Source organism: Collinsella aerofaciens, assembly GCF_015554145.1.
Taxonomy (GTDB): Bacteria; Actinomycetota; Coriobacteriia; order Coriobacteriales; family Coriobacteriaceae; genus Collinsella; species Collinsella aerofaciens_AA.
This window is the reverse complement of sequence record NZ_JADNHZ010000003.1, coordinates 1-21,838: the sequence shown is the minus strand read 5'-3', so window position 1 is coordinate 21,838 and position 21,838 is coordinate 1. Positions and strand designations below refer to the sequence as shown.

Annotated in this window: 18 protein-coding genes and 1 other RNA gene; 17 read left to right on the top strand and 2 right to left on the bottom strand. The window is 60.4% G+C overall.

The features are described 5' to 3' along the window. Nucleotides 1–34: 34 nt before the first annotated feature. From I2E13_RS01725 to gatB, 6 genes are all read left to right on the top strand, one after another. On the top strand, nt 35–1,849 hold the full coding sequence (locus I2E13_RS01725; protein ID WP_195404008.1) for an isopeptide-forming domain-containing fimbrial protein: 1,815 nt from the start codon (nt 35–37) through the stop codon (nt 1,847–1,849). 611 nt (nt 1,850–2,460) lie between these two features. Further along, nucleotides 2,461–2,610: a hypothetical protein gene (locus tag I2E13_RS01720; RefSeq protein ID WP_195404007.1), complete on the top strand. Its 150-nt coding sequence runs from the start codon at nt 2,461–2,463 to the stop codon at nt 2,608–2,610. A gap of 270 nt (nt 2,611–2,880) precedes the next feature. Further along, nucleotides 2,881–3,819, top strand: coding sequence for a class C sortase (locus tag I2E13_RS01715; protein WP_229057779.1), 939 nt, complete (start codon nt 2,881–2,883; stop codon nt 3,817–3,819). A 326-nt stretch (nt 3,820–4,145) separates the two neighbouring features. After that, nucleotides 4,146–4,457 (top strand): Asp-tRNA(Asn)/Glu-tRNA(Gln) amidotransferase subunit GatC, encoded by a 312-nt coding sequence (gene gatC, locus I2E13_RS01710; RefSeq protein ID WP_055250987.1) that lies wholly within the window; start codon nt 4,146–4,148, stop codon nt 4,455–4,457. After that, nucleotides 4,457–5,971: an Asp-tRNA(Asn)/Glu-tRNA(Gln) amidotransferase subunit GatA gene (gene gatA / locus I2E13_RS01705; protein WP_195404005.1), complete on the top strand. Its 1,515-nt coding sequence runs from the start codon at nt 4,457–4,459 to the stop codon at nt 5,969–5,971. Before gatC ends, gatA begins: the two co-directional genes overlap by 1 nt. Beyond that, on the top strand, nt 5,971–7,647 hold the full coding sequence (gene gatB, locus I2E13_RS01700) for an Asp-tRNA(Asn)/Glu-tRNA(Gln) amidotransferase subunit GatB (protein ID WP_195404004.1): 1,677 nt from the start codon (nt 5,971–5,973) through the stop codon (nt 7,645–7,647). The genes gatA and gatB overlap by 1 nt, the downstream gene beginning before the upstream one ends. 215 nt (nt 7,648–7,862) lie before the next feature. Here gatB and I2E13_RS01695 read toward each other — a convergent pair whose 3' ends face one another. Continuing rightward, nucleotides 7,863–8,861 (bottom strand): helix-turn-helix transcriptional regulator, encoded by a 999-nt coding sequence (locus I2E13_RS01695; RefSeq protein WP_229057778.1) that lies wholly within the window; start codon nt 8,859–8,861, stop codon nt 7,863–7,865. 120 nt (nt 8,862–8,981) lie between these two features. On the opposite strand from I2E13_RS01695, the gene I2E13_RS01690 reads away from it, so the two are divergent. The 4 genes from I2E13_RS01690 to I2E13_RS01675 all read left to right on the top strand — a co-directional run bounded on the left by I2E13_RS01690 (nt 8,982) and on the right by I2E13_RS01675 (nt 15,098). Beyond that, on the top strand, nt 8,982–10,805 hold the full coding sequence (locus tag I2E13_RS01690) for an ABC transporter ATP-binding protein (RefSeq protein WP_195404002.1): 1,824 nt from the start codon (nt 8,982–8,984) through the stop codon (nt 10,803–10,805). Then, nucleotides 10,806–12,563: an ABC transporter ATP-binding protein gene (locus I2E13_RS01685; RefSeq protein ID WP_195404001.1), complete on the top strand. Its 1,758-nt coding sequence runs from the start codon at nt 10,806–10,808 to the stop codon at nt 12,561–12,563. Nucleotides 12,564–12,758: 195 nt separating this feature from the next. Next, nucleotides 12,759–13,004, top strand: coding sequence for a DUF6110 family protein (locus I2E13_RS01680; RefSeq protein ID WP_195404000.1), 246 nt, complete (start codon nt 12,759–12,761; stop codon nt 13,002–13,004). A 78-nt stretch (nt 13,005–13,082) separates the two neighbouring features. Then, the gene (locus I2E13_RS01675; RefSeq protein WP_271817563.1) at nt 13,083–15,098 is read left to right on the top strand and encodes a heavy metal translocating P-type ATPase; all 2,016 of its coding nucleotides are present in this window, start codon (nt 13,083–13,085) and stop codon (nt 15,096–15,098) included. A 64-nt stretch (nt 15,099–15,162) separates the two neighbouring features. On the opposite strand, the gene I2E13_RS01670 is transcribed toward I2E13_RS01675, so the two are convergent. Next, nucleotides 15,163–15,597, bottom strand: coding sequence for a hypothetical protein (locus I2E13_RS01670; protein WP_195403998.1), 435 nt, complete (start codon nt 15,595–15,597; stop codon nt 15,163–15,165). Nucleotides 15,598–15,836: 239 nt separating this feature from the next. On the opposite strand from I2E13_RS01670, the gene ssrA reads away from it, so the two are divergent. The 7 genes from ssrA to nagB all read left to right on the top strand — a co-directional run bounded on the left by ssrA (nt 15,837) and on the right by nagB (nt 21,699). After that, nucleotides 15,837–16,200, top strand: a transfer-messenger RNA (tmRNA) gene (ssrA, locus tag I2E13_RS01665). A gap of 555 nt (nt 16,201–16,755) precedes the next feature. Beyond that, nucleotides 16,756–17,634 carry a patatin-like phospholipase family protein gene (locus I2E13_RS01660; RefSeq protein WP_195403997.1) on the top strand — a complete coding sequence of 293 codons (879 nt, stop codon included), beginning with the start codon at nt 16,756–16,758 and terminating at the stop codon, nt 17,632–17,634. Between the two features lie 193 nt (nt 17,635–17,827). Next, complete coding sequence (rplM, locus tag I2E13_RS01655; protein ID WP_195403996.1) at nt 17,828–18,271, top strand: 50S ribosomal protein L13; 444 nt, start codon at nt 17,828–17,830, stop codon at nt 18,269–18,271. 2 nt (nt 18,272–18,273) lie between these two features. Next, nucleotides 18,274–18,669, top strand: a complete 396-nt coding sequence (gene rpsI, locus I2E13_RS01650) for a 30S ribosomal protein S9 (protein WP_022094634.1) — start codon at nt 18,274–18,276, stop codon at nt 18,667–18,669. Between the two features lie 123 nt (nt 18,670–18,792). Further along, on the top strand, nt 18,793–20,130 hold the full coding sequence (gene glmM, locus I2E13_RS01645; protein ID WP_006234694.1) for a phosphoglucosamine mutase: 1,338 nt from the start codon (nt 18,793–18,795) through the stop codon (nt 20,128–20,130). A gap of 101 nt (nt 20,131–20,231) precedes the next feature. Next, entirely contained in the window at nt 20,232–20,699 is a 468-nt protein-coding gene (locus I2E13_RS01640) for a PTS sugar transporter subunit IIA (RefSeq protein ID WP_306421699.1), read from the top strand. A 271-nt stretch (nt 20,700–20,970) separates the two neighbouring features. Continuing rightward, nucleotides 20,971–21,699: a glucosamine-6-phosphate deaminase gene (gene nagB / locus I2E13_RS01635; RefSeq protein ID WP_195233705.1), complete on the top strand. Its 729-nt coding sequence runs from the start codon at nt 20,971–20,973 to the stop codon at nt 21,697–21,699. Nucleotides 21,700–21,838: the final 139 nt, after the last annotated feature.

The window sequence follows — 21,838 nt, the reverse complement described above, 5'->3', positions numbered from 1 at the left end:
CTTCAAGCAGAAAGCAGAGGAAAAGAAGATGAGCATGAGCAAGAACATCGCACGCCTGGCAGTAACCGCCGGCCTCACGGCGGCGCTGAGCTTCGGCGGAGTCATGGCCCCGGTGACCATGGCGTTTGCTGAGGGCAACACGACCGTTACGTTCGATTACGGTGACTACGCTGGATCAACGACTTATAAGGGCATTCAAATCTTCGCTGCTGACGTAAATGGCTCCACTGTAAAGAACATTCAGTGGGCGGGCGCAAACGAGACGGAGCAAAAGGCAATTAAGGACGCAGTTGTTCGTGCAATTCAGAAAATAGAGCCTACCTACAACAAAACGACTGCCCAGGATGCCGCTGATTGGCTGAACGAGAAGTCAGGCGTGACTGGGAACACTTCTCAGGTCGCAAGCGATAATGTTCTGAGCATGATCGCCGACAATCTGAAGGACAATGCAACGTGGCAGAAGACGTCTGCCGCACAGCCGTCTCTTTCCAATCTTGACGCCGGCTACTGGCTGTTCCTCACTAATACGACGGTGAAGCCCGGGGACAAGTCGACCGATGCTTATTCAGCTCCGGTGTACGCTGTTATTGACGGTACGAGCACAACTGTGAAAATTACCCCTAAGAAGAGCGTCCCCACGGTTGAAAAGAAGATTCTTGATGATAACAAGGCGATGGAAGGCCTCACGACCGTGCCTGTTGGAGATTGGGATGTCGTCGCCGATTCGCAGATCGGCCAGGAGGTTAACTATAAGCTTACCGGCACGATCGCCAGCAACTACGCTACTTACGACAGCTATACCTATATGTTCACTGACACCCTTTCCAAGGGACTCAGCTATGTTGATGGCCAAACTCAAGTTTTTGCTGTAAACAAAGATTCGAACAACAATGATCAATATACCGACATTACAGAGAACTTTACTGTGCAGCCAACCGCCAATGATGATGGAACTACCACCTTGGCTATTAAAGTTAATGCGGGAGAGAACGGTAAGTATCTCAAGGAGATTTCAAAGGTAGACGCCAGTACTCAGATAGTCGTCTTCTACAAGGCGGTGCTCAACGGCAATGCCGTGATTGGTAACACTACTGAGAATACTCAGAAGGGCGGCAACCCCAACACCGTTAAGCTTGAGTACTCCAACAACCCGTATGGCGATGGCACGGGCGAGACGATCGAGGACACCGTTGCCGACTTCGCATTCAAGCTCAACCTCAAGAAGGTCGACCAGGGCACCGAGCAGGGCCTTGAGAACGCCGTCTTCACCATCCAGTCCGCGGACACGAATACCGAAAACCAGTATATTGCCTCGACGGAGGGTACTGTTGATGGCGTCAGTGTCGTCGAGGGTCAGCTCGTGACCGTCACCGATACTAAAAACCTTCCCGAGTGTGTGAAGTTCACGTCCGACAAAGGCGGCAAGATCTCCGTCTCCGGCCTCGACGCCGGTTCCTACAAGGTGACCGAGATCGAGACCCCCGACCATGCCAAGTACCCAACCACGGCCGACCCCTTCACCTTCACCATCAGCCCGATGTATGACAAAACGAGCATGAAGGTGAAGAATCTTGCGGCGACGGTTTCCGAAACGGGCCGCACTGATATTGCCGTTGGCGAGCTTGACAACTCTGCCGGTGACAACAAGCTGACCGGAACTAAAAACGGCATCGATGGTGCCACCGGTTTGGTCACCATCACCGTCGGCAACACCAAATCTGTCGGCCTTCCCCTCACCGGCCTTAACGGCGTGACCTTTACTTGGATCGCTGGTGGCGCGGTGCTGTGCATCGGCGTGGCGCACCTCATCCGCAGCCGTAAGCAGGCCGAGGAGTCCGAGCAGGAGTAACGCTCGCTCATCCATTCCTTTGGCGGGTGGGATGTGATGGCCATGAGACTTGCGGACACTTTTCTCGTCCATCGACGTTCTTGCTTTGCCATTCTCTTTTCGGGGCAGATTCCGCACTGGAGTCTGCCCCGTTCTTTTTGGGATAACGCAGTCAGCCTCCATCGTCCGATGCGGGCACGCTCGTCATCGCGTTTCTTGACTCGTATGAGGTTCGGTTTAAGGTCCGTAGGCGCACGCGCGGTGCGGACGGTGGACGGCATTTGCGCCGAAAGCGCAAATAAGAATGCCCGGGGGTCGGATCCCGGGCATTTAACAAAAACTGAAAACTAGGCCGCCCGCGCTCCCAAACATTTACGCGGGGTGCGTCGTTTTCTATTGAGATTGTATCCCGAATCACCCCGCCGATCCGGGATATTTTGAAAACGCAAACACGTCGGGCAAACCCGGACAATGCGGCCAGGCTCTGCTGGACGAGGAATCGTGTTTGTAACTATCGAACAAATGTTTGTCAAAATCGCGTTTACCAGCTGCGAATGCATGCGCTCGCAGTAAAATGGCTTTGCGACGCATCCTGTGCGCGGGCGGCCGACGACTCGATCGGAGGTCCCCAAATGCTGAAATTCCTTAACGCGCTCGCCGCCCTCGCGGCGGTGGGCTCGTTCGTCATCGCGTTTCTTGACTCGTATGAGGTTCGGTTTAAGGTCCGTAGGCGCACGCGCGGTGCGGACGGTAGAAGGCAGTTGCGCCGCAAGCGCAAATAAGAATGCCCGGGGTTAGAGGCCCGGGCATTTAACAACACCGGAAACTGGTCGCCCGCGCTTTCGATCACTTACGCGGGGTGCGTCGTTTCCTACAGACATTGTATCCCGAATCGCTCCGCCGATCCGGGACATTTTGAAAACCCAAATGCTGACCCAACTCGCGCCCAACTCGCGCTGCGCAATGCTGCCAGACTGCGTTGTCCGGTGCGGAAGCTCGCTAATCGGCTATTATTTGTTTAGACAACTTGAGTTGTAGAGGAGTGACCGGTGATGGTGCAGGGCGCCAAACATATGAAGGGCAATAACGCCGCGGACAACGGTGGCTCAAGCCCTCAGCCCAAACCTCAACCAAAGCCCAAGCGCCGCCGCAAGCGGCTGCCGCGCTGGGCCGACCGGCTCATCACTATCGTCATCATCCTTATTGGCGTGGGCCTTATGACCTGGCCGTGGATCTTGGACCGGCTCGAGGCCTCGGGCGTGTTCAACCAGATCAGCACGGTGTCCAGCACCGTGGACGCGCTGTCTGCCGAGGAGCGCGAGCTCATCCTGCTCCAGGCGCGCTCCTTTAACGAGCAGCTGGCAGGCGAGGCCACCGAGCTCCCCGCCGACCAGATTGAGCCCTACGCCCAGCAGCTCATCTTTGACCGCGACCCCATGATGAGCTGGGTCGAGATCCCTTCCATCGACGTGAGCATGCCCATCTACCACGGCACGAGCGAAGAAGTCCTTATGGCCGGCGTCGGCCACCTGGAAGGCACGAGCCTGCCGGTGGGCGGCACCTCGACGCATTGCGTGCTCACCGCGCACTCGGGCATGCGTAACCTGAGCATGTTCGACGACATCCATTCGCTGAAGCCCGGCGACCTGGTGCTGCTGCACACCATGAACAAGACGCTCGCCTACAAGATGGTGGATTCCGAGGTGGTACTGCCCGAGGAGATGGAGTCGCTAACCATCGAGCCCGGCGCCGACAAGGTGACGCTCGTCACCTGCACGCCCTACGGCGTGAACGACCATCGCCTGCTGGTGCATTGCGTGCGCACCAAGTACAACAAGAAGGACGTCGACAAGCAAAAGTCGCTGGCCGGCCGCCACTGGGGCAAGCGCGAGTTTGCCGTGCTTATCGTGGTCATAGCCATTGTGCTGTTGCTGCTGGATATCGTGATCCACGCGGTCCGCAAGCGCCGCAAGGCCAAGGCCTCGGCATAAGACATTCTCCAGAACCACCACAAAGGGGGCAGGCACCTTTGTGGTGGTCGGGACTTCCAAACCATCACAACATTCGATGGAAATCTCGATTTTGGCGAAAAGCGTCGAATGTTGTGATGGTTATCGCTGTGGGCGGCGCGGTTTTCGTTGCGGGCAGTACGGTTTTCGCTACGGACGGCGCGGTTTTCGCTGCAGAATCGCCAGCCCGTCGCCTGCCAGTTCGCCGCCCTCGTTACGTTTTCGCTGCATTTAGGTAAAGCACCTGCTCCAAGTGGCGTTGCCTTGTATACTAGAGCGGTTTATCTGTTATGCGGAAGGGAGCGCCTATGGCACTCAGCGAGAAAGACGTGCGCGGCATCGCCGAGTACGCAAAGATCGCACTGACCGATGACGAGCTCACCCAGATGACGTCCTACATGAACGACGCCGTCCAGATGCTCGAGCCCGTCTTGCAATATGACTTGCCCGACGTGGAGCCCACGTTCCATCCCATCGGAAGCCTGTCCAACGTGATGGGCGACGACCTGCGCGAGCCCGAGCGCGATCTGCCGCTCGACGTTGCACTCGAAAACGCCGGCAGCGCGCGCGACCGCTACTTCCGCGTGCCGTCCATTTTGGGAGAGGGGGAGAGCGAGTAATGAAGCTCAATCTCGATCGATTCACGGCCGCGCAGCTAGCCGAGCACGTTGCCGCCGGCGATTTCTCTGCTACCGAGGTCGCGCAGGCCTCGCTCGAGGCCATCGAGGCGCGCGAGGGCGGAGTCCAAGCATTTCTGCAGGTGGCGCCCGAGCTCGCGCTTGAGGCTGCTGCCAAAATCGACGCCCGTCGCGCTGCCGGCGAGGCCCTACCCCCGCTCGCGGGCGTGCCGCTGGCCATCAAGGACAACATGAACCTTGTGGGCACGCGCACCACCTGCGCTTCCCGTATGCTCGAGGACTACCAGAGCGTCTACACCGCCACCTGCGTCCAGCGCATGCTCGATGCCGGCTGCCTGCCCATGGGCAAGGCCAACATGGATGAGTTTGCCTTTGGCAGCTCCACCGAGAGCTCGGCGTTCCACCGCACCAACAACCCCTGGGATACCGAGCGCGTGCCCGGCGGCTCTTCGGGCGGCTCCGCTGCAGCCGTCGCCGCGGGCGAGGTCGCGCTCTCGCTGGGCTCGGACACCGGCGGCTCCATTCGCCAGCCGGCATCGCTGTGCGGCGTGGTGGGCTTTAAGCCCACGTATGGCGCCGTGAGCCGTTACGGCGTTGTGGCCTTTGGCTCGTCGCTCGACCAGGTTGGCCCCTTCGGCCGCACGGTCGAGGATGTCGCGCTGGCCATGAACGCTCTTACCGGCGCGGGCCACGATCCGTATGACTGTACCAGCCAGGATTGCGCCGTCGACTTTACCGAGCATCTCAACGACAGCATCGAGGGCAAGCGCGTGGGCATCATTCCCGCGTTTATGGAGGCCGAGGGCCTGACGCCGGAGGTCAAGGCCGCTGTTGAGCGTGCCGCCCAGGAACTGCAGAACCAGGGTGCCGAGCTGGTCGAGGTCGACCTGCCGCACCTGGACGCCGCCATCGCCGCCTACTATGTCATCGGTCCGGCCGAGGCGTTTTCCAACCTGGCCCGTTTCGATGGCATTCGCTACGGCTATCAGGAGGAGGGCTGCGCCAACCTTTCCGACCAGAGCTCGCTCTCGCGCGCCCACGGCTTTGGCGCCGAGGCCAAGCGCCGTCAGATGCTCGGCGCCTACCTGCTGAGCTCGGGCGTGTACGACAAGTACTACTATGCCGCGCAAAAGGCCCGCACGCTCATCACGCAGGACTACGACGCCGCGTATGCCAAGGTGGACACCATCCTCATGCCCGCCTCGCCGCGTACGGCCTTTAAGTTTGGCGAGATCAGCGACCCCACGCAGATGTATCTCTCCGACCTGTACACCATTTCGCTCAACATTTGCGGCAACGGCGGTATCTCGGTGCCGCTGGGCTTGGGCGAGGACAGCAAGCTGCCCGTTTCAGCCCAGCTGGTTGGTCCGGCCTTTAAGGACCGTCAGCTGCTCACATTTGCCCGCGCCCTGGAGCGCGGCTTTGCCGATGCCGCCACGGGTGCGCCCGCGCTTTCCGTCGCGCCCGATTTTGCCGGGAAGGGAGGCGAGCTGTAATGAAGGAGCTTTCCGAGGTCCTGCAGGATTGGGAGGCCGTGATCGGCCTGGAGATCCATACCGAGCTCACCGCACTCGATACCAAGATGTTCTGCAACTGCAGGCTCAGCCACGATGACGAGCCCAACGCCAACGTGTGCCCGGTGTGCCTGGGCCTGCCCGGCGCCCTGCCGGTGCCCAACAAGCGCGCCATCGAGAGCATCGTCAAGGCCGGTCTCGCCACCAACTGTGAGATCCAGCGTCATTCGATGTTCTACCGCAAGCACTACTTCTATCCCGATATGGCCAAGAACTTCCAGACCACGCAAGGTCCGGTCGCTTTTGCCATGTACGGCCACCTGGACCTGGACGTGACCGGTCGTGGTGCCGCCGAGCGCCCCGACTGCGCGTTTGGCGAGGCCGAGGCACAGAGCCTGGCAAGCGCTTCGGCCAACGCCGAGGGCCTGTCCACGTCCATGACGTCGACCATGCGCGAGGGCAATCAGCACGCCGGCCATCTGGCCAGCTATGACGCGTCCAACCTGCAGATGCCCGAGCGTCGCGAGGACGGTTCCTACACGGTGCCTATCCGCATCCTGCGCATCCACATGGAGGAGGATGCCGCCAAGATGGTCCACGTGGGCGGTGCCGAGGGCCGCATTACCGCCGCGGCCGAATCGCTCGTCGACTACAACCGCTGCGGCACGCCGCTGATTGAGCTCGTCACCGAGCCCGATCTGCGCACGCCTGAGGAAGCGCGTCTGTTTATGGAAAAGCTCCGTCGCATCTTTGTGACGCTGGGCATTTCGGACTGCTCCATGGAGAAGGGCTCCATGCGCTGCGACGGCAACGTGAGCCTGCGCCGCCGCGGCGAGACCAAGCTGGGCACCAAGACCGAGCTCAAGAACCTCAACTCGTTTAAGAGCCTGCATGACGGCCTTGCCTACGAGATTTGCCGTCAGGCCGAGGTACTCGAGGAGGGCGGCATCATCTATCAGGAGACCCGCCACTGGGAGCCCAGCCGCAAGCGCACCGTGGTCATGCGCGTCAAGGAGACGGCAGACGACTATCGTCTGTTCCCCGACCCCGATCTGGCGCCGTTCGATCTGGACGACGAGTTCATCGACCGCTGCCGAGGTGAGATTCCCGAGCTGCCCGATGCCAAGCGCGCCCGTTTTGAGGCCGACTTTGGCATTAAGGCGGCCGACGCTGAGCAGATCGCCGGCGACCCCGAGTTTGCCGATTTCTTTGAGGCCTCCGCCGCTGGTATGGCTGGCAAGGAGGCCCAGACGGTCGCAAACTTGCTGGTCAACGAGATGATCGCCTACCTTAAGGGGGCAGGCGTGTCGCTCGTCGAGTCCGGTATCGCGCCGGCTCAGGTAGCAGCGCTGGCTAAGCTGCTGGCGACCGACGCCATCAGCTCCAACCAGGCGCACGAGGTTTTTGAGGCCATGGCCCAGACCGGTGACGATCCCAACAAGATCGTCGACGAGCGCGGTATGCGTCAGGTGAGCGATGCCGGCGCGCTGCAGCCGATCGTGGACGAGGTGCTGGCAAACTGTGCCGATCAGGCGCAGCAGTATCGTGACGGCAACCAGAAGGTCATCGGCTTTTTGGTGGGCCAGTGTATGAAGGCGAGCCGCGGCAAGGGTAATCCCAAGCTCTTCAACGAGTTGCTGAGAACGTCGCTCTCGTAAACGGGAACCGAGGGGCCGGGCGCAGGGCCTTGCCTCTCAATTTCGGACAGTCCTGACTCACGACGGAGGCGCCACTGGCGCCTCCTGTTCGTGCGGAACTCATTGAGAGGCAAGGCCCTGCGCCCGGCCCCTCGGTTCCGTGACGACTCGGCCGTTCGGGTCAGGCGGGCTGGATTGAATTTGGTGAATGAGGGCGCCGATGGCGCCCTCATTCTTTATATATGTTGGGAGCGCCAGGTGGTGGGGGTGGTGCCGGTGTGTTGCTTGAAGGCTTGGGCGAAGGCGGCCTGCTGAGGGTAGCCTAGACGCTCTGCCACCTGCGCTATCGTGAGCGAGCTGTCTGCCAAAAGGTCCTGTGCTCGCTCCATACGGCGTCTGCGAATGTAGGCACCCAGGGACTCGTCAGTTTGGGCCTTAAAGGTGGCGCATAGCTTGGAGCGGCTTGTGTAGAGCCTCTCGGCCACCTCGTTGATACCCACACGCCTGCCTTTGTCGAGCGCGCGCTCAATCATTGCCGTTGCTTCTTCGGCAATGGTTATGCTGACGCGTGTGTCTGCCGCTTGCTGCGCTTGCCTGTGGGCCGCGCGTGAGCATGCGAGTTCGGCGACCATAGCCTCCACGATGCCTCGCATATAGACATGCCCGCCTACGGCGCGAGCGCGGTCCTCGTTGATTCGGTGTAGTGTGTGGCAGATGGCAGACGCTGCCTCCTCGTGCCATGACTCGGCAAACGCCTCAAAGACCCCCGCGAACTCGGTGGGATAGCGGTGCTCCAGTTCGTCAAAATATCCAGGCAAAAAGAGGACCGAGCGCGAGTGGTAGAGCTGCCCTGCAAACAGCGGGCTTAGCTCCTCACCGCAGCTATCTTGGACAAAGCTGCAGATCGCGCTGTTCGGCCACGGTCCATGCAGCGGCTTGAGGTTTGCAGGCGTTATGCCAGCCTCGGGCATACACATGAGCGTGGGCGCGCTGACCTCGCTCACGCACGCGTACGGTTCGGGCGTGTATTCGGCTAGGTGCATGTTGTGCATCGGGGTAATGAAATGCTCCATGACGATGCAGGTGGGGGAGAGGGGCATGATCCATGCGCGTCCGTGCGCCCGATCGTTTGCCACCTCACCGGTAAAGACGGCGCCCTTGCCGGAGAACTCCAAGCCAAACTGCTCAAACTGCGGTGCGTAGAGCTCGGTTATATCGGTTGCCGCCCGCCGCATTTTCAAAAGCGTCCCCTTCATTTGCGAAAACGTCCACGTCTGGCCCAATTGTGTGCCTTGGCTAACACGCCCATGATAAGTTTCTTACGGTTAACTCTCAAGCCGTTAGAAAGGAATCTCATGGCAAAGGGATCAAAAAAGGAAGGTGGCGGCATCGGCGAGCTGCTTGCATATGCCGGTGAACGTAAATTCCTAACGTATTTGGGCATGGCCCTCTCGGCGCTCTCGCAGCTGCTGAGCTTTGGCCCGTACGTGTGCATCTGGCTTGTTGCGCGAGATCTTATCGCCGTGGCGCCCAACTGGAGCGAGGCCGCCAATATCGCGATGTATGGTTGGTGGGCTGTGGGCTTTGCCCTGGCGAGCATTGTGGTCTATTTTGTGGGACTCATGTGCACGCACCTGTCCGCGTTTCGCTGCGCATCCAATATCCGCAAGACCACGAGTGAGCATCTGCTCAAGTTGCCGCTCGGCTACTTTGACACGCACGCCACCGGTGAGCTGCGCCGTATCGTAGACGGATGCGCTGCCTCCACCGAGACGTTGCTCGCACACATGCTGCCCGATATCGCCGGCGCCACCGCCATGGTCGTGGGCCTGCTCGTGCTGCTTTTCGCCCTCGATTGGCGTTTGGGTGCGGCATGCCTAATCTCGGTCGTCGTTTCGTTTTGCGCCATGGCCACCATGATGAGCGGCAAGGGCGCCGAGTTTATGAAGGCTTACATGGGCGCGCTGGTCAAGATGAACAAGACCGGCACCGAATACGTGCGCGGCATCCCCGTGGTCAAGGTCTTCCAGCAGACGGTCTACTCCTTTAAGGCGTTTCACGATGCGATCGCCGAATACGCCGACATGGCGCAAAGCTATGCGGGCACGTTCTGCCGAGGCCCGCAGGTGCTCAACCTTACCGCGCTCAATGGCCTCGTGGCATTTCTTTTGCCCGTGGCGTTGCTGTTGGCGCCGGGCGAGACGGACTTCGCGCACTTTATGGTCAACTTCACGTTTTACGCGATCTTTTCGGCCGTGGTGCCGACGGCCATGACCAAGCTCATGTTTGTGGGCGAGGCGTCTCAGATGAGTGCCGATTCGCTGGCGCGCATCCGAAGCGTTATGGATTCCAAGCAGCTCTCCGTGCCTGCCCAGCCCAAGCACCCTATCGGCAGCGATGTGCGCTTTGAGGATGTAAGCTTTACCTACGAGGGTGCCGAAGCGCCTGCCGTCGATCATGTGAGCTTTAGCGTTTCCGCTGGTAGCACCCTCGCCCTGGTGGGTCCCTCGGGCGGCGGTAAGTCAACCTGCGCCAGCCTGATCCCGCGTTTTTGGGATGTTTCTTCGGGTCGAGTGCTTGTAGGCGGTGTGGACGTTCGCGACATGGACCCGCACGAGCTTATGGACCAGGTTGCCTTCGTGTTCCAGACCAACCAGCTGTTCCGGCAAACACTTGCCGATAACGTGCGTGCCTCCAAGCCCGCGGCCACTGACGACGAAGTGCGTGCGGCCCTCTCCGCAGCTCAGTGCGACGACATTGTGGCCAAGCTCCCGCAGGGTATCAATACCATGCTCGGTGCCGGCGGAGCATATCTTTCGGGCGGCGAGGTGCAGCGCGTAGCACTCGCCCGCGCGATCCTTAAAGACGCGCCTATCGTGGTGCTCGATGAGGCCACGGCGTTTGCCGACCCCGAGAACGAGGCGCTCATCCAGCGTGCCTTTAGCAAGCTGGCGGCGGGTCGCACAGTCATTATGATCGCGCACCGGCTTTCGACCGTGGTGGGGGCCGACAAGATCGTGGTGCTCAACCAAGGTAGCGTGCAGGAGACTGGCACCCATGCCGAGCTGCTGTCCCAAAACGGTCTATACGCCAAGATGTGGGCCGAATACGAACAGGCCGCGAGCTGGAAGATCACTGCTGCCGCGGATGCCGCCGTCACGAAGGGAGGCGAGGCCTAAATGTTCGCCTCATTCCAAAAGAAGTATTTCCTATCCGATAAAGGCGTCGCCGGCGTAAAACGCGGCATTTTCTGGACCGCGCTCACCAATCTCATTACCATGGCCGGCATGGGCTTATTGTTCCTGGTCATGGCCGGTTTTGTCGAACATCTCGCCACCGGTGCCGACCTGCCGGATGCCCTGCCGATTGTGGGCGGCCTCCTGGTCTTTTTCGTGTTGCTCTTTGCCTCTAACTGGCAGCAGTATTACTACACCTACTGCATCTTTTACGAGGAGTGCGGCAAGCAGCGTATGGAGATTGCCGAGCGCTTGCGCAAGCTGCCGCTGTCGTTTTTTGGCCGTCGTGATCTGGCCGATTTAACCGAGACCATCATGGGCGACGTCCAGGCCATGGAGCACGCCTACAGCCACGTGCTGGGAGAGCTTTGGGGTGCCATCATCGCAAGCGCCATTGTGTTCGTGGCGTCGCTGTTCTTTTGCTGGCAGCTGGCGATCGCGGCGTTTTGGAGCGTGCCCGTGGCCTTTGCCGTGCTGTATCTGACACGCGGCCCCATGACCCCGGTGTTCGACCATGTGCGTGCCGAGAAGGTCAAGGTTACCGAGGCGATCCAGGAGACGCTCGACTGCGTGCGCGAGATCCGCGCCACCAACCAGGAGGCTCATTATCTTGAGGGGCTCAACGCCGTGATCGATGCCGAGGAGCGCGAGACCACCAAGGGCGAGCTCGCCAATGGGCTTTTGGTCAACTCCGCCTTTGCCATCCTGCGCCTGGGGATTGCCACCACGTTGGTCACGGGCGCTGCGATGGTCGCCTCCGGGCAGGTCGACTTTTTGGTGATGTTTGCCTTCCTGCTTATGGTGAGCCGCATCTATGCGCCCTTTGATCAGGCGCTGATGCTGATGTCCGAGCTGTTTGCCGCCGAGTCGTCGGCCAAGCGCATGCGTTCCATCATGGAAGAGCCCGTGGCGCGGGGCAGCGAGCAGTTTGAGCCCGTAGGCCACGATGTGGTGTTCGATCACGTGGCATTTGGCTATGGTGCGGGCGAGGACGGCCGCGCCGGCGAGAAAGTTCTTACCGATGTGAGCTTTACCGCCAAGGAAGGCGAGGTCACGGCACTGGTCGGTCCTTCGGGCTCCGGTAAGTCCACGGTGAGCCGCCTGGCCGCGCGCTTTTGGGATGCCACTGCGGGCACGGTCACCGTGGGCGGCGTGGATGTTGCGAGCGTGGATCCCGAGGTGCTGCTGCGCGACTACGCCATTGTGTTCCAAGACGTGCTGCTCTTTGACGACACGGTGATGGGAAACATCCGTCTTGGTCGTCGCGATGCCACCGATGAGGAAGTGCTTGCTGCCGCGCGTGCCGCCAACTGCGACGAGTTTGTGAGCCGCATGCCGCAGGGCTATGACACCATGATCGGCGAGAACGGCTCCAAGCTGTCCGGCGGTGAGCGCCAGCGCATCTCTATCGCCCGTGCGCTGCTCAAAGACGCACCTATCGTGCTGTTGGACGAGGCGACGGCGAGCTTGGATGTGGAGAACGAGACCGTGGTTCAGCAGGCGCTCTCCCGTCTGCTTGCAGGTAAGACGGTTATCGTTATTGCCCACCGTATGCGCACGGTAGAAAATGCCGATAAGATCGTTGTGCTCAAGGATGGTGTGGTAGCCGAGCAAGGCACTCCGGCACAACTCAAAGCGGCAGGCGGAGAATTCGCTCGCATGGTGGCGCTGCAAAAGGAAGCAGCTACCTGGCAGTTGTAAGAAGGGGCAAAGGGACAGTCCCTTTGTCACATTGACAATCGGTTACTCCGCATCGCTAATTTTCAAAAGGTTAGCCATGGCTGACCTAGATAGTTAGATAAAATTGAGATATTTCAAAAGCGTGCTCGAGCAAACTTGTTTACTCGGGTGCTGAAGCACCATGCCGCGTCCAATGCGGCAAAAGGGAGAAGCAACATGAAGAAGTCGACGTTCAATACCCTGCTTGTCGGTGGCGGTTTTCTGCTTGGCACGGCCGGCATCAAGCTGCTCACCAGCGCTCCGGTAAAGAATGCCTGCGTGCAGGGCATTGTGTGCGGCATGCGCATCAAGAATGGCTACCAGGACATGGTCGAGCAGGCCAAGGCCGAGGTCGACGACATGGTTGCCGAGGCGGCCTACATCACCCAGAGCGAGGCCGCCGCGGACAACGCAGCCGAGTAGCGCTCCCAGGCACAAACTATGAGATTCTCGATTATCAGCGAGATCCCCGGCAGGACCCGCCTCCAGTTGGCGGGTCCTGTGCCAGAGAGCGATCTCGACGCGCTTCTAAAGCTCAGCGGCGAAATCGATGGTGTGCGCAAGGTGCGCGTCTACGGCCGCATCGGCCAGATGGCGCTCGAGTACGACGAGCCGCGCCGCGATGCCGTGCTGGCCGCCGTCGGTGCGCTCGACGCTCAGGCCATTGCCGACGCAAAGACGGGTTACGTGATGCAGCTTGAGCCACGCAAGCACAAGCTCGTCATGGATCTTGTCACACTTATCGGCGCCCACTACGCGCGCCGCTGGTTCTTGCCGACGCCTCTGCGTGCGGTGTTTGTCGTGGCCGGTTACATGGCATTTTTGCGCGCTGCCCTTCATGAGCTGGCGCAGCCGCGCCTGACCGTTCCTGTGCTCGACGCTTCGGCCATCGGCATTTCGTTCGTCAAGCGTGATGTCGACACCGCGGGGCAGACGATGTTCCTGCTTAATGTGGGCGAATTGCTCGAGGACTACACCCGCGCCATGAGCGAAAACGAGCTCATCAACTCGCTGCTCGATGTGCCCGACAAGGCGCAAAAGGTTGTCGGCGACACCGAGGTAAGCGTTGCCGCCACCGAGCTTGAGCCCGGCGATCTGGTCGCCGTGCGCACCGGTATGTCCATTTGCATCGACGGTGTTGTCGAGCAGGGGAGCGCCATGGTAAACCAGGCAACCCTGACCGGCGAGCCGCTGGCCGTCGAGCGCAGCGTGGGCGACGACGTGTTCGCCGGTACCGTCGTGGAAGACGGCGGCATCTTGGTGCGCGTGCGCGCCAATACGGCTCAGACTAAGCTGCGCTCGATCGTTTCGCTCGTGCAGACGGCCGACTCGCTCAAGTCCGAGGGCCAGTCGCACATGGAAGACCTCGCCAACAAGATCGTCCCGTGGAACTTCCTGCTCGCGGGCCTGGTTGCGCTTACCACCCGCAGCCTCATCAAGACCTCAGCGGCGCTGATGGTCGACTACTCATGCGCACTCAAGCTCACGGGTTCGGTCGCCGTCATGACTGCCATGAGCGATGCTGCCAAGATGGGTGTTATGGTCAAGGGCGCGAAGTACTTTGAGTCGTTTGCCAAGGCCGACACCATTGTGTTTGACAAGACTGGCACGCTCACCGAGGCGCAACCGCGTCTTGCCTGTGTGCTCACCACCGATGGCTGGAGCGAGGACGAGGTTCTGCGCCTTTCTGCTTGCTTGGAGGAGCATTTCCCGCATCCGGTGGCGCGTGCCGTGGTCAACGCCGCCCGCGAGCGTGGGCTCGAGCACCGCGAGCGCCATGCCGCCGTCGAGTACATCGTGGCGCACGGCATCGCTTCGTCCATCGAAGGGCGTCGCGCGATTATCGGCTCGGCACACTTTGTGTTTGAGGACGAGAGCGCGCAGCTCGAGGCCGACATTAAGGAGCAAATCGAGTCCCAGATGCAGGGCTTGTCGCCGCTGTATCTGGCGGTCGACGGCACGGTCGTCGGCGTGCTCGGCATCGAGGACCCGCTCAAACCCGGCGTGCGTGAGGCCATTGCCGACCTGCATGCGCTGGGCGTCAAGCATGTCGTTATGCTCACGGGTGATTCCGAGCGCACGGCCGAGCGCATCGCGCGCGAGGCGGGTGTTGACGAGTTTAAGGCCGAGCTGCTGCCCGAGGACAAGTACGCCTATGTGGAGCGCATTAAGAGCGGGGGGCGCCATGTTGCCATGGTGGGCGACGGCGTCAACGATTCGCCGGCGCTCGGTTTGGCCGACGTGGGCCTGGCGATGGGTGGCGGAAGCGACATCGCCAAGGAGGTCGCCGATATCATCCTGACCGATACGGATCTCGCCGCGATCGTGCGCCTGCGCCGCATGAGTCAGGGGCTTATCGACCGTCTGACGAGCTCCTATTCTAAGGTGATGCTCACCAACTCGGCGCTCCTGGCACTGGGCATTACCGGCGCGATTACCCCGCAAGCGTCATCGCTGCTGCACAATGGCTCGACGATTGCCTACAGCCTGAGCAACGCGAAGGCATACCTGCGTTAGGGTTTTCGATTGAGCTTATGGCCTGCATTCGGGCGGTACCGCAGCCGCCAGGGTGCAGGCCTTTTTAGGCAAGTGCAGCTTTGATGGCGGGGACTTCGGTGAGCTGCCCGGCTGCCTTTTCGTCGGAGCTGTCGAGTGCTGCCAGACTGCGGTAGACCCACTCGTTGACCTGGGTGTTCTTGACGCCCGCGGTCTGCATAAGGGTGCCTACCTCGCGGATTGCTGCGAACAGATCGGCTTTGGGACCCGCGAGCTCGACCTCGATGCCGTGGTAGGCGGCCACGCCGCGGTTCTCACTCACGTGGTCGATAAAGCCCTCGACGGTCTCAAGCTGCTGGGCGAGAGCTGCATCACCGTCAGCGTCCAGCGCGACGAGTGCGTTCGATACCGTGAGGGCGGGATGTCCGCAGGGGACAAAGCCTTCGATGACATCCATAGCTTCGGTAATGGTTGAGCCCAGGCCTGCGAGGGCATTGACGAGTTGCTGCTTGGTGTCCATAACGGTCCTTTCGATGGGTCAATTTTGCTTGGCGAAAATATACGTGACGCGACCGGTAGCAAAAGTGCGAAGTGTGGTGCACATTAGGGTCTTCACAGCTCGTGCATAGAGCAGCTGTCTACCTTTAGAACGTGGTAAGATAGCTATCCACGAGCGGGGGTCACCTCGCGCGTACCTTGAAAAGTCGACGGCTATCGGGTGCCAGCGCGCTCGATGCCATCCAGACTTTCCCGACATTCGGGGGCGACTGGTTTCGACACGATAGCTCTGAGAGAGGAAGCAAGCCGAGGTCTCCTCGCCTCGTTAAACAGGGGTACCGTCAAATTGAATTGACAACAACTCTTCTTTTGAGCCTATGGCTCTCGCTGCTTAGTTTATAGCGGCGCGTCAACCCGGTGATTTCCCCGACACCGGCGCGACGTCATGTTAGGGGAATGCTCCCGCGCACGTAATCGGTATGGCGCGGGCTAAGACCGAACCGGTTAGGACGCCGCGAGCGTGTCGCTGCGCGCAAAGCGTCCGAGACTAAACCAGCGACTGAGCTTGGAGATGCCAATCAGGGGGCTTTCGTGGACCGGAGTTCGATTCTCCGCGCCTCCACCAATAGTTACAGGCAGGTAGAGAAGTGTCTCTACCTGCTTTTTTATTACATATAGATACCGCGGAGAATCGAACTCTACGCAGGGCGCGAGCGTTAAGCAAACGCGAAGCGTTTGTAGCGAGCGGGCGAGGACGCCGGCAGGCGGCCGAAGCCGGTGCGGGTTCGCGAAGCGAACACGCGGATTCTCCGCGCAATGCCCCAGCTAGATATAGATGCGATGCCGATCGGGCGTCTTGCCCCGGCCTCAACCCATCAACGGATTCCCCAAACCGCGGAGAATCGAACTCTACACAGGGCGCGGGCGTTAAGAAAACGCCTCAGTGACGCAGAGTGGGATGTACTTTCCCAATGGCAGCCCAGGCGGAAAGTCCATCCCGGAATCCGCGCTCAGACTGGGACGCAGTTTCCGGATGACGCCGCAAGCGGAAAGCGCATCCCGGAATCTCGCCTCAAACTGGGACACACTTTCCGCTTCACCTGCCGCCTCGAAAAACCTGCGCGCTCGCCATCCCAAAACTGGGTAGAAGAAGGCCAAAACGCAATCGCAGGAGGTCAATATGACTGCAGAAGATAAGGCAAAGAACGCCGGCAAGGTCGCGCTCGTCTTGGAGGGTGGCAGTTTTCGCGGGCAGTTTACCGCGGGCGTGCTCGACGTTCTCATGGAGGCCGGCGTCGAGATTCCGGCGGTATATGGCGTATCGGCCGGCGCCCTCAACGGCGTGAACTACAAGTCGCACCAGATCGGCCGCGCCAACCGCATCAACCTGGCTTTCTGCAACGACAGCCGATTCATGGGCGCTGCATCGTTTGCGTCCACGGGTTCCATTGTGGGTTACGACTTCATCTTCAACGACGTCCAAGACCGCCTGGATCCCTTTGACAACGAGACGTTCGACGCGAGCCCCATCGAGATGTACGCCGTCGCGACGGACATGCTCTTTGGAACCGCCACGTACCTGCCGGTCAAAAGCGCCGTACTTGACCTCGACGCTGTTCGCGCCTCGACGTCGCTGCCGCTGGTGACGCCGCCGGTCGAGATTGACGGGCACAAATACGTCGACGGCGGCGTAGCCGATTCGGTCCCCATCGAGCATGTGCTCGAGGAGGCGGGCTTCGATCGCGCAGTTGTCATTGTCACGCAGGACCGCTCGTACGAGAAAAAGCCCTACGAGTTTATGCCGGCCGCGCGTGCGCGTTATGCCGACTACCCCTATCTGCTCGAGGCTATCGAGACGCGCCACGACCGCTACAACATTCAGCGCATGCACCTGTGGAAGTATGAGCGCGAGGGCCGTGCGTTGGTCGTTGCTCCGCAAAAGCCGGTCGAGGTCGGCCATGTCGAGCACGATCCGGCAAAGCTTTTGGACCTGTATATCCAGGGCCGTCAGGAGGCAAAGCGCCTGCTCGCGGAAATCCAAGAGTTCGTTGAACGCTAGCGACGGCGAACCCTCAAAAAATGACAACAGCTAAAGAGCTGGAAAATCACGGCTCGTGGATGACATGTGCAGAAACTCTGGTCGGAGCCAAAATACCTGTTGACTCGTACGGCGAGCGGGGTAATATGGACGGGTTACTTGCAGAGCCCCGTGAATCTCTGTAACAACACGTACTGTACATGGAGGAGTCTAAGTGATTTCGAAATCGACTCACTACGCCAAGCAGGGCGAGGTCCAGCGCAACTGGGTTCTCGTCGACGCCGATGGTGCTGTCCTGGGCCGTCTTGCCACCCAGATCGCAATGATCCTGCGCGGTAAGAACAAGCCCCAGTTCACGCCCAACAGCGACTGCGGCGACTTCGTTGTCGTCATCAACGCCGATAAGGTCCAGCTTACCGGTAACAAGGCCGACACGAAGACCTATTATCGCCACAGCGGCTACAACGGCGGCCTCAAGGCTGAGAGCTTCCGCCAGGCTATGGAGAAGCACCCGGAGAAGGTCATCGAGCGCGCCGTTCGCGGTATGCTGCCCAAGACCACCCTCGGCCGTGCCCAGATGACCAAGCTTAAGGTCTACGCTGGCACCGAGCATCCGCATGCTGCCCAGAACCCCACGAAGATTGAGCTGGAGGCTTAAAGATGGCTGAGAACACCGTTGTCTACCAGGGTACCGGCCGTCGTAAGAACGCCGTCGCCCGCGTCCGTCTCGTCCCCGGCACCGGCAAGGTGACCATCAACAAGCGTGACGCCGAGCAGTATTTCGGCCGTCATCAGCTCGTTGAGAACGCCCTTGCTCCCTTCAAGGTGACCGACACCGCCGGTCAGTTCGACGTTATCGCTCTGTGCGATGGCGGCGGCATCTCCGGTCAGTCCGGCGCTCTGCGCCTGGGCATCGCTCGCGCTCTTCTGAACGCTGGCGACTACCGTGCTGACCTCAAGAAGGCCGGTTTCCTTACGCGTGATGCTCGCGTGGTCGAGCGCAAGAAGTACGGCCTCAAGAAGGCCCGCCGCGCTCCCCAGTTCTCCAAGCGCTAAGGTTTTATCTCCTTTCGAGATACAATGTACAAGCGGGGCCTGCCGATTCCTCGGCGGGTCCCGCTTTTCTTTTTCGACTAGGGTGGGCGGTTGCATATCGCCTGCTAGGGAAGGAGCAATCCTATGCCCCAGAACATCTTCGGTACCGATGGCGTCCGTGGCGTCGCCAACGCCGATCTTTCGTGCGACCTCGCGTTTCGCCTGGGCCGCGCGGCGACCAAGTTCCTTGGTCCGGATATTTGCATCGGCCGCGACACGCGCCTTTCGGGCACCATGCTCGAGAGCGCTCTGACCGCCGGCATTATGGCCGAGGGCGGCCGTCCGCACTGCTGTGGCGTCATCCCCACGCCTGCCGTGGCGCTGCTCACCGTTCAGAACGAGCTCGACGGCGGCATCGTCATCTCTGCTTCGCACAATCCGCCGGAGTTCAATGGCATCAAGTTCTTTAGCCGCAAGGGCATGAAGCTTCCCGATGCTGTCGAGGAAGAGATCAGCGCCTGGGTCATGTCCGAGGAAGCCATGGCTGCCGATACGCTGCCGACCGGCGCCGGCGTGGGCCACATCATCAAGATGAAGGATGCCCGCAAGGCATATGTCGACCACGCCATCGATACGCTTGATGGCCTGAGGCTCGATGGCCTGGTCGTTGCCGTTGACTGCGGTCACGGTGCTTCCTGCCAGACTACGCCCGCCGCGCTGCAGCGCCTGGGCGCCACGGTGCACGCTATCAACACCGATTACTGCGGCACGGACATTAACGTTGAGTGCGGCTCCACTCACCTTGAGCCCCTGCGCGAGCTCGTGCTGCGCACCCATGCTGACATCGGTCTGGCCCACGACGGCGACGCCGACCGCGTACTGTTCGTGGACAGCGAGGGCAATGAGATCGATGGTGACTACATCCTGGCTATCTGCGGTTCTGACCTCGCCGCTCGCGGCAAGCTCGCCAACTCCGAGATTGTCTCGACCGTCATGTGCAACCTGGGCTTCTCTATCGCTATGAAGGAGCAGGGCTTCGAGATGGTCCAGACCGCCGTGGGCGACCGCTACGTTCTGGAGCGCATGCTCGCGGACGGCGCCGTCATCGGCGGCGAACAGTCCGGCCACATCATCTTCCTGGAGCACAACACCACCGGCGACGGCCTGGTGACGGCTCTGCAGCTTCTGGCCGTGCTCAAGCGCACCGGCCGCACCCTCACCGATCTTGCCGGCATCATGAAGAAGTACCCGCAGGTACTCGTCAACGTGCATTCCGACAACAAGGCCGGTCTGGACGATTGCCAGCCCATTTGGGACGCCGTCGCTGCTGCCGAGAAGGAGCTTGACGGCCGCGGCCGCATTCTGGTGCGCCCGAGCGGTACCGAGCCGCTGGTCCGCGTGATGGCCGAGGCCGAGACGCACGAGCTGACCCAGCGCGTCGTCGACGACATCGTCGAGGTTGTCAAGCGCGAACTTCCCTAATGGTCATAAACCGGTGCCAAGTGGTAAACTGTTAAGGTTATTTTGATTGATTGGTATGTCCGAGGGGGAGCATGTTCACTAAAGTCCTAAGGTCTTTTGGTATGCGTGGTCGGGTCCTTACGCTGGATGCTCCCATCTCGGGCGACGTCATTCCGCTCTCCGAGGTAAATGACCAGACGTTTGCCACCGGCCTTTTGGGCCAGGGCGTGGCGATTCAGCCCACCGGAACGCGTGTGATTGCACCGGCTGATGCCAAGGTCGAGGCCATTTTTCCCACGGGACACGCCGTTGCGCTTAACACGGTCGATGGCTTGGACGTGCTCATCCACGTTGGTTTGGACACTGTCCAGCTCGAGGGCAAGCACTTTACCGTACATGCGCAAGTGGGTGACATCGTCCATAAGGGCGATGTACTCATTGAGTTCGATCGCGAGGCAATTGCTGCCGAGGGCTACGATGTGACGGTTCCCATCTTGGTGTGCAACTCCGTTGAGTTCTCGAGCATCAAGGGCTCCGTTGGCGTGCATGTCGAAGAGATGGACCAGCTCATCGTTGCTCGCGAGCGCTAGCAAGTGCACGTGGCCATTAGCCTACAATTCAAACACGTTTACGGAGGGTGCCCTTGAAAGAGGACGCCCTCCGTGGCAAGATGGGATTTGTCCGAAGCTAAACAGCTTTGGGTCACCGTGGACGGGCAGGGGCCTCGACGCGGTTAGACACGAGACACATACATTACGCGACCTCGCCCTGGTGGCCGCACACGTTGGTTGCGGCCGACGCGGGCCGCGGGCAAGTGCTTGTAAGGGAGCCTTGCCTCTCTTGTACGAGAAAGGACGCGTAATGAAGATTATTAAAGCTAAAGACTACGAGGATATGAGCCGCAAGGCCGCCAATATTATCTCGGCGCAGGTTATCCTCAAGCCCGACTGTGTGCTGGGCCTTGCCACCGGCTCCACCCCGATCGGTGCCTACAAGCAGCTCGCTGCTTGGTACAAGAAGGGCGACGTCGACTTTGCCGAGGTCAGCACCTACAACCTGGACGAGTATCGCGGCCTTTCGCACGACGATCCCCAGAGCTATCACTACTTCATGCGTGAGAACTTCTTCGATCACATCAACATCGACCTGAACAACACGCATGTGCCCGACGGTTCCAACCCCGACGCCGCCGCTGCCTGCTCTGAGTACGACAAGATCGTCGCCGCCGCCGGTTACCCGGATCTGCAGCTGCTCGGCATTGGCAACAACGGCCACATCGGCTTCAACGAGCCCGATGACCACTTCTCCAAGGGCACGCACTGCGTCGACCTCACCGAGAGCACCATTCAGGCCAACAGCCGCCTGTTCGACAGCATCGACGATGTTCCCCGTCAGGCCTACACCATGGGTACCCAGACCATCATGTATGCCCGCATGATCCTGGTCGTCGCCAACGGCGAGGCCAAGGCTCAGGCCGTGCATGACATGTGCTATGGCCCGGTTACGCCCGAGTGCCCGGCTTCGATCCTGCAGCTGCACACCAACTGCGTTGTCGTTGCCGACGAGGCCGCCCTTTCGCTCTGCGAGTAGCGCGAATCTTGCACCTCGACATAGCCTTGCCTAAGGCCTCCGCTTTGCGGGGGCCTTTTTGTTCAAGACTTTAGTCTGCTGGCCGCGCAGCGGCCAGCTTTAAACCACCCGCTATGCGGGTGGAGACAAACGGCTTTAC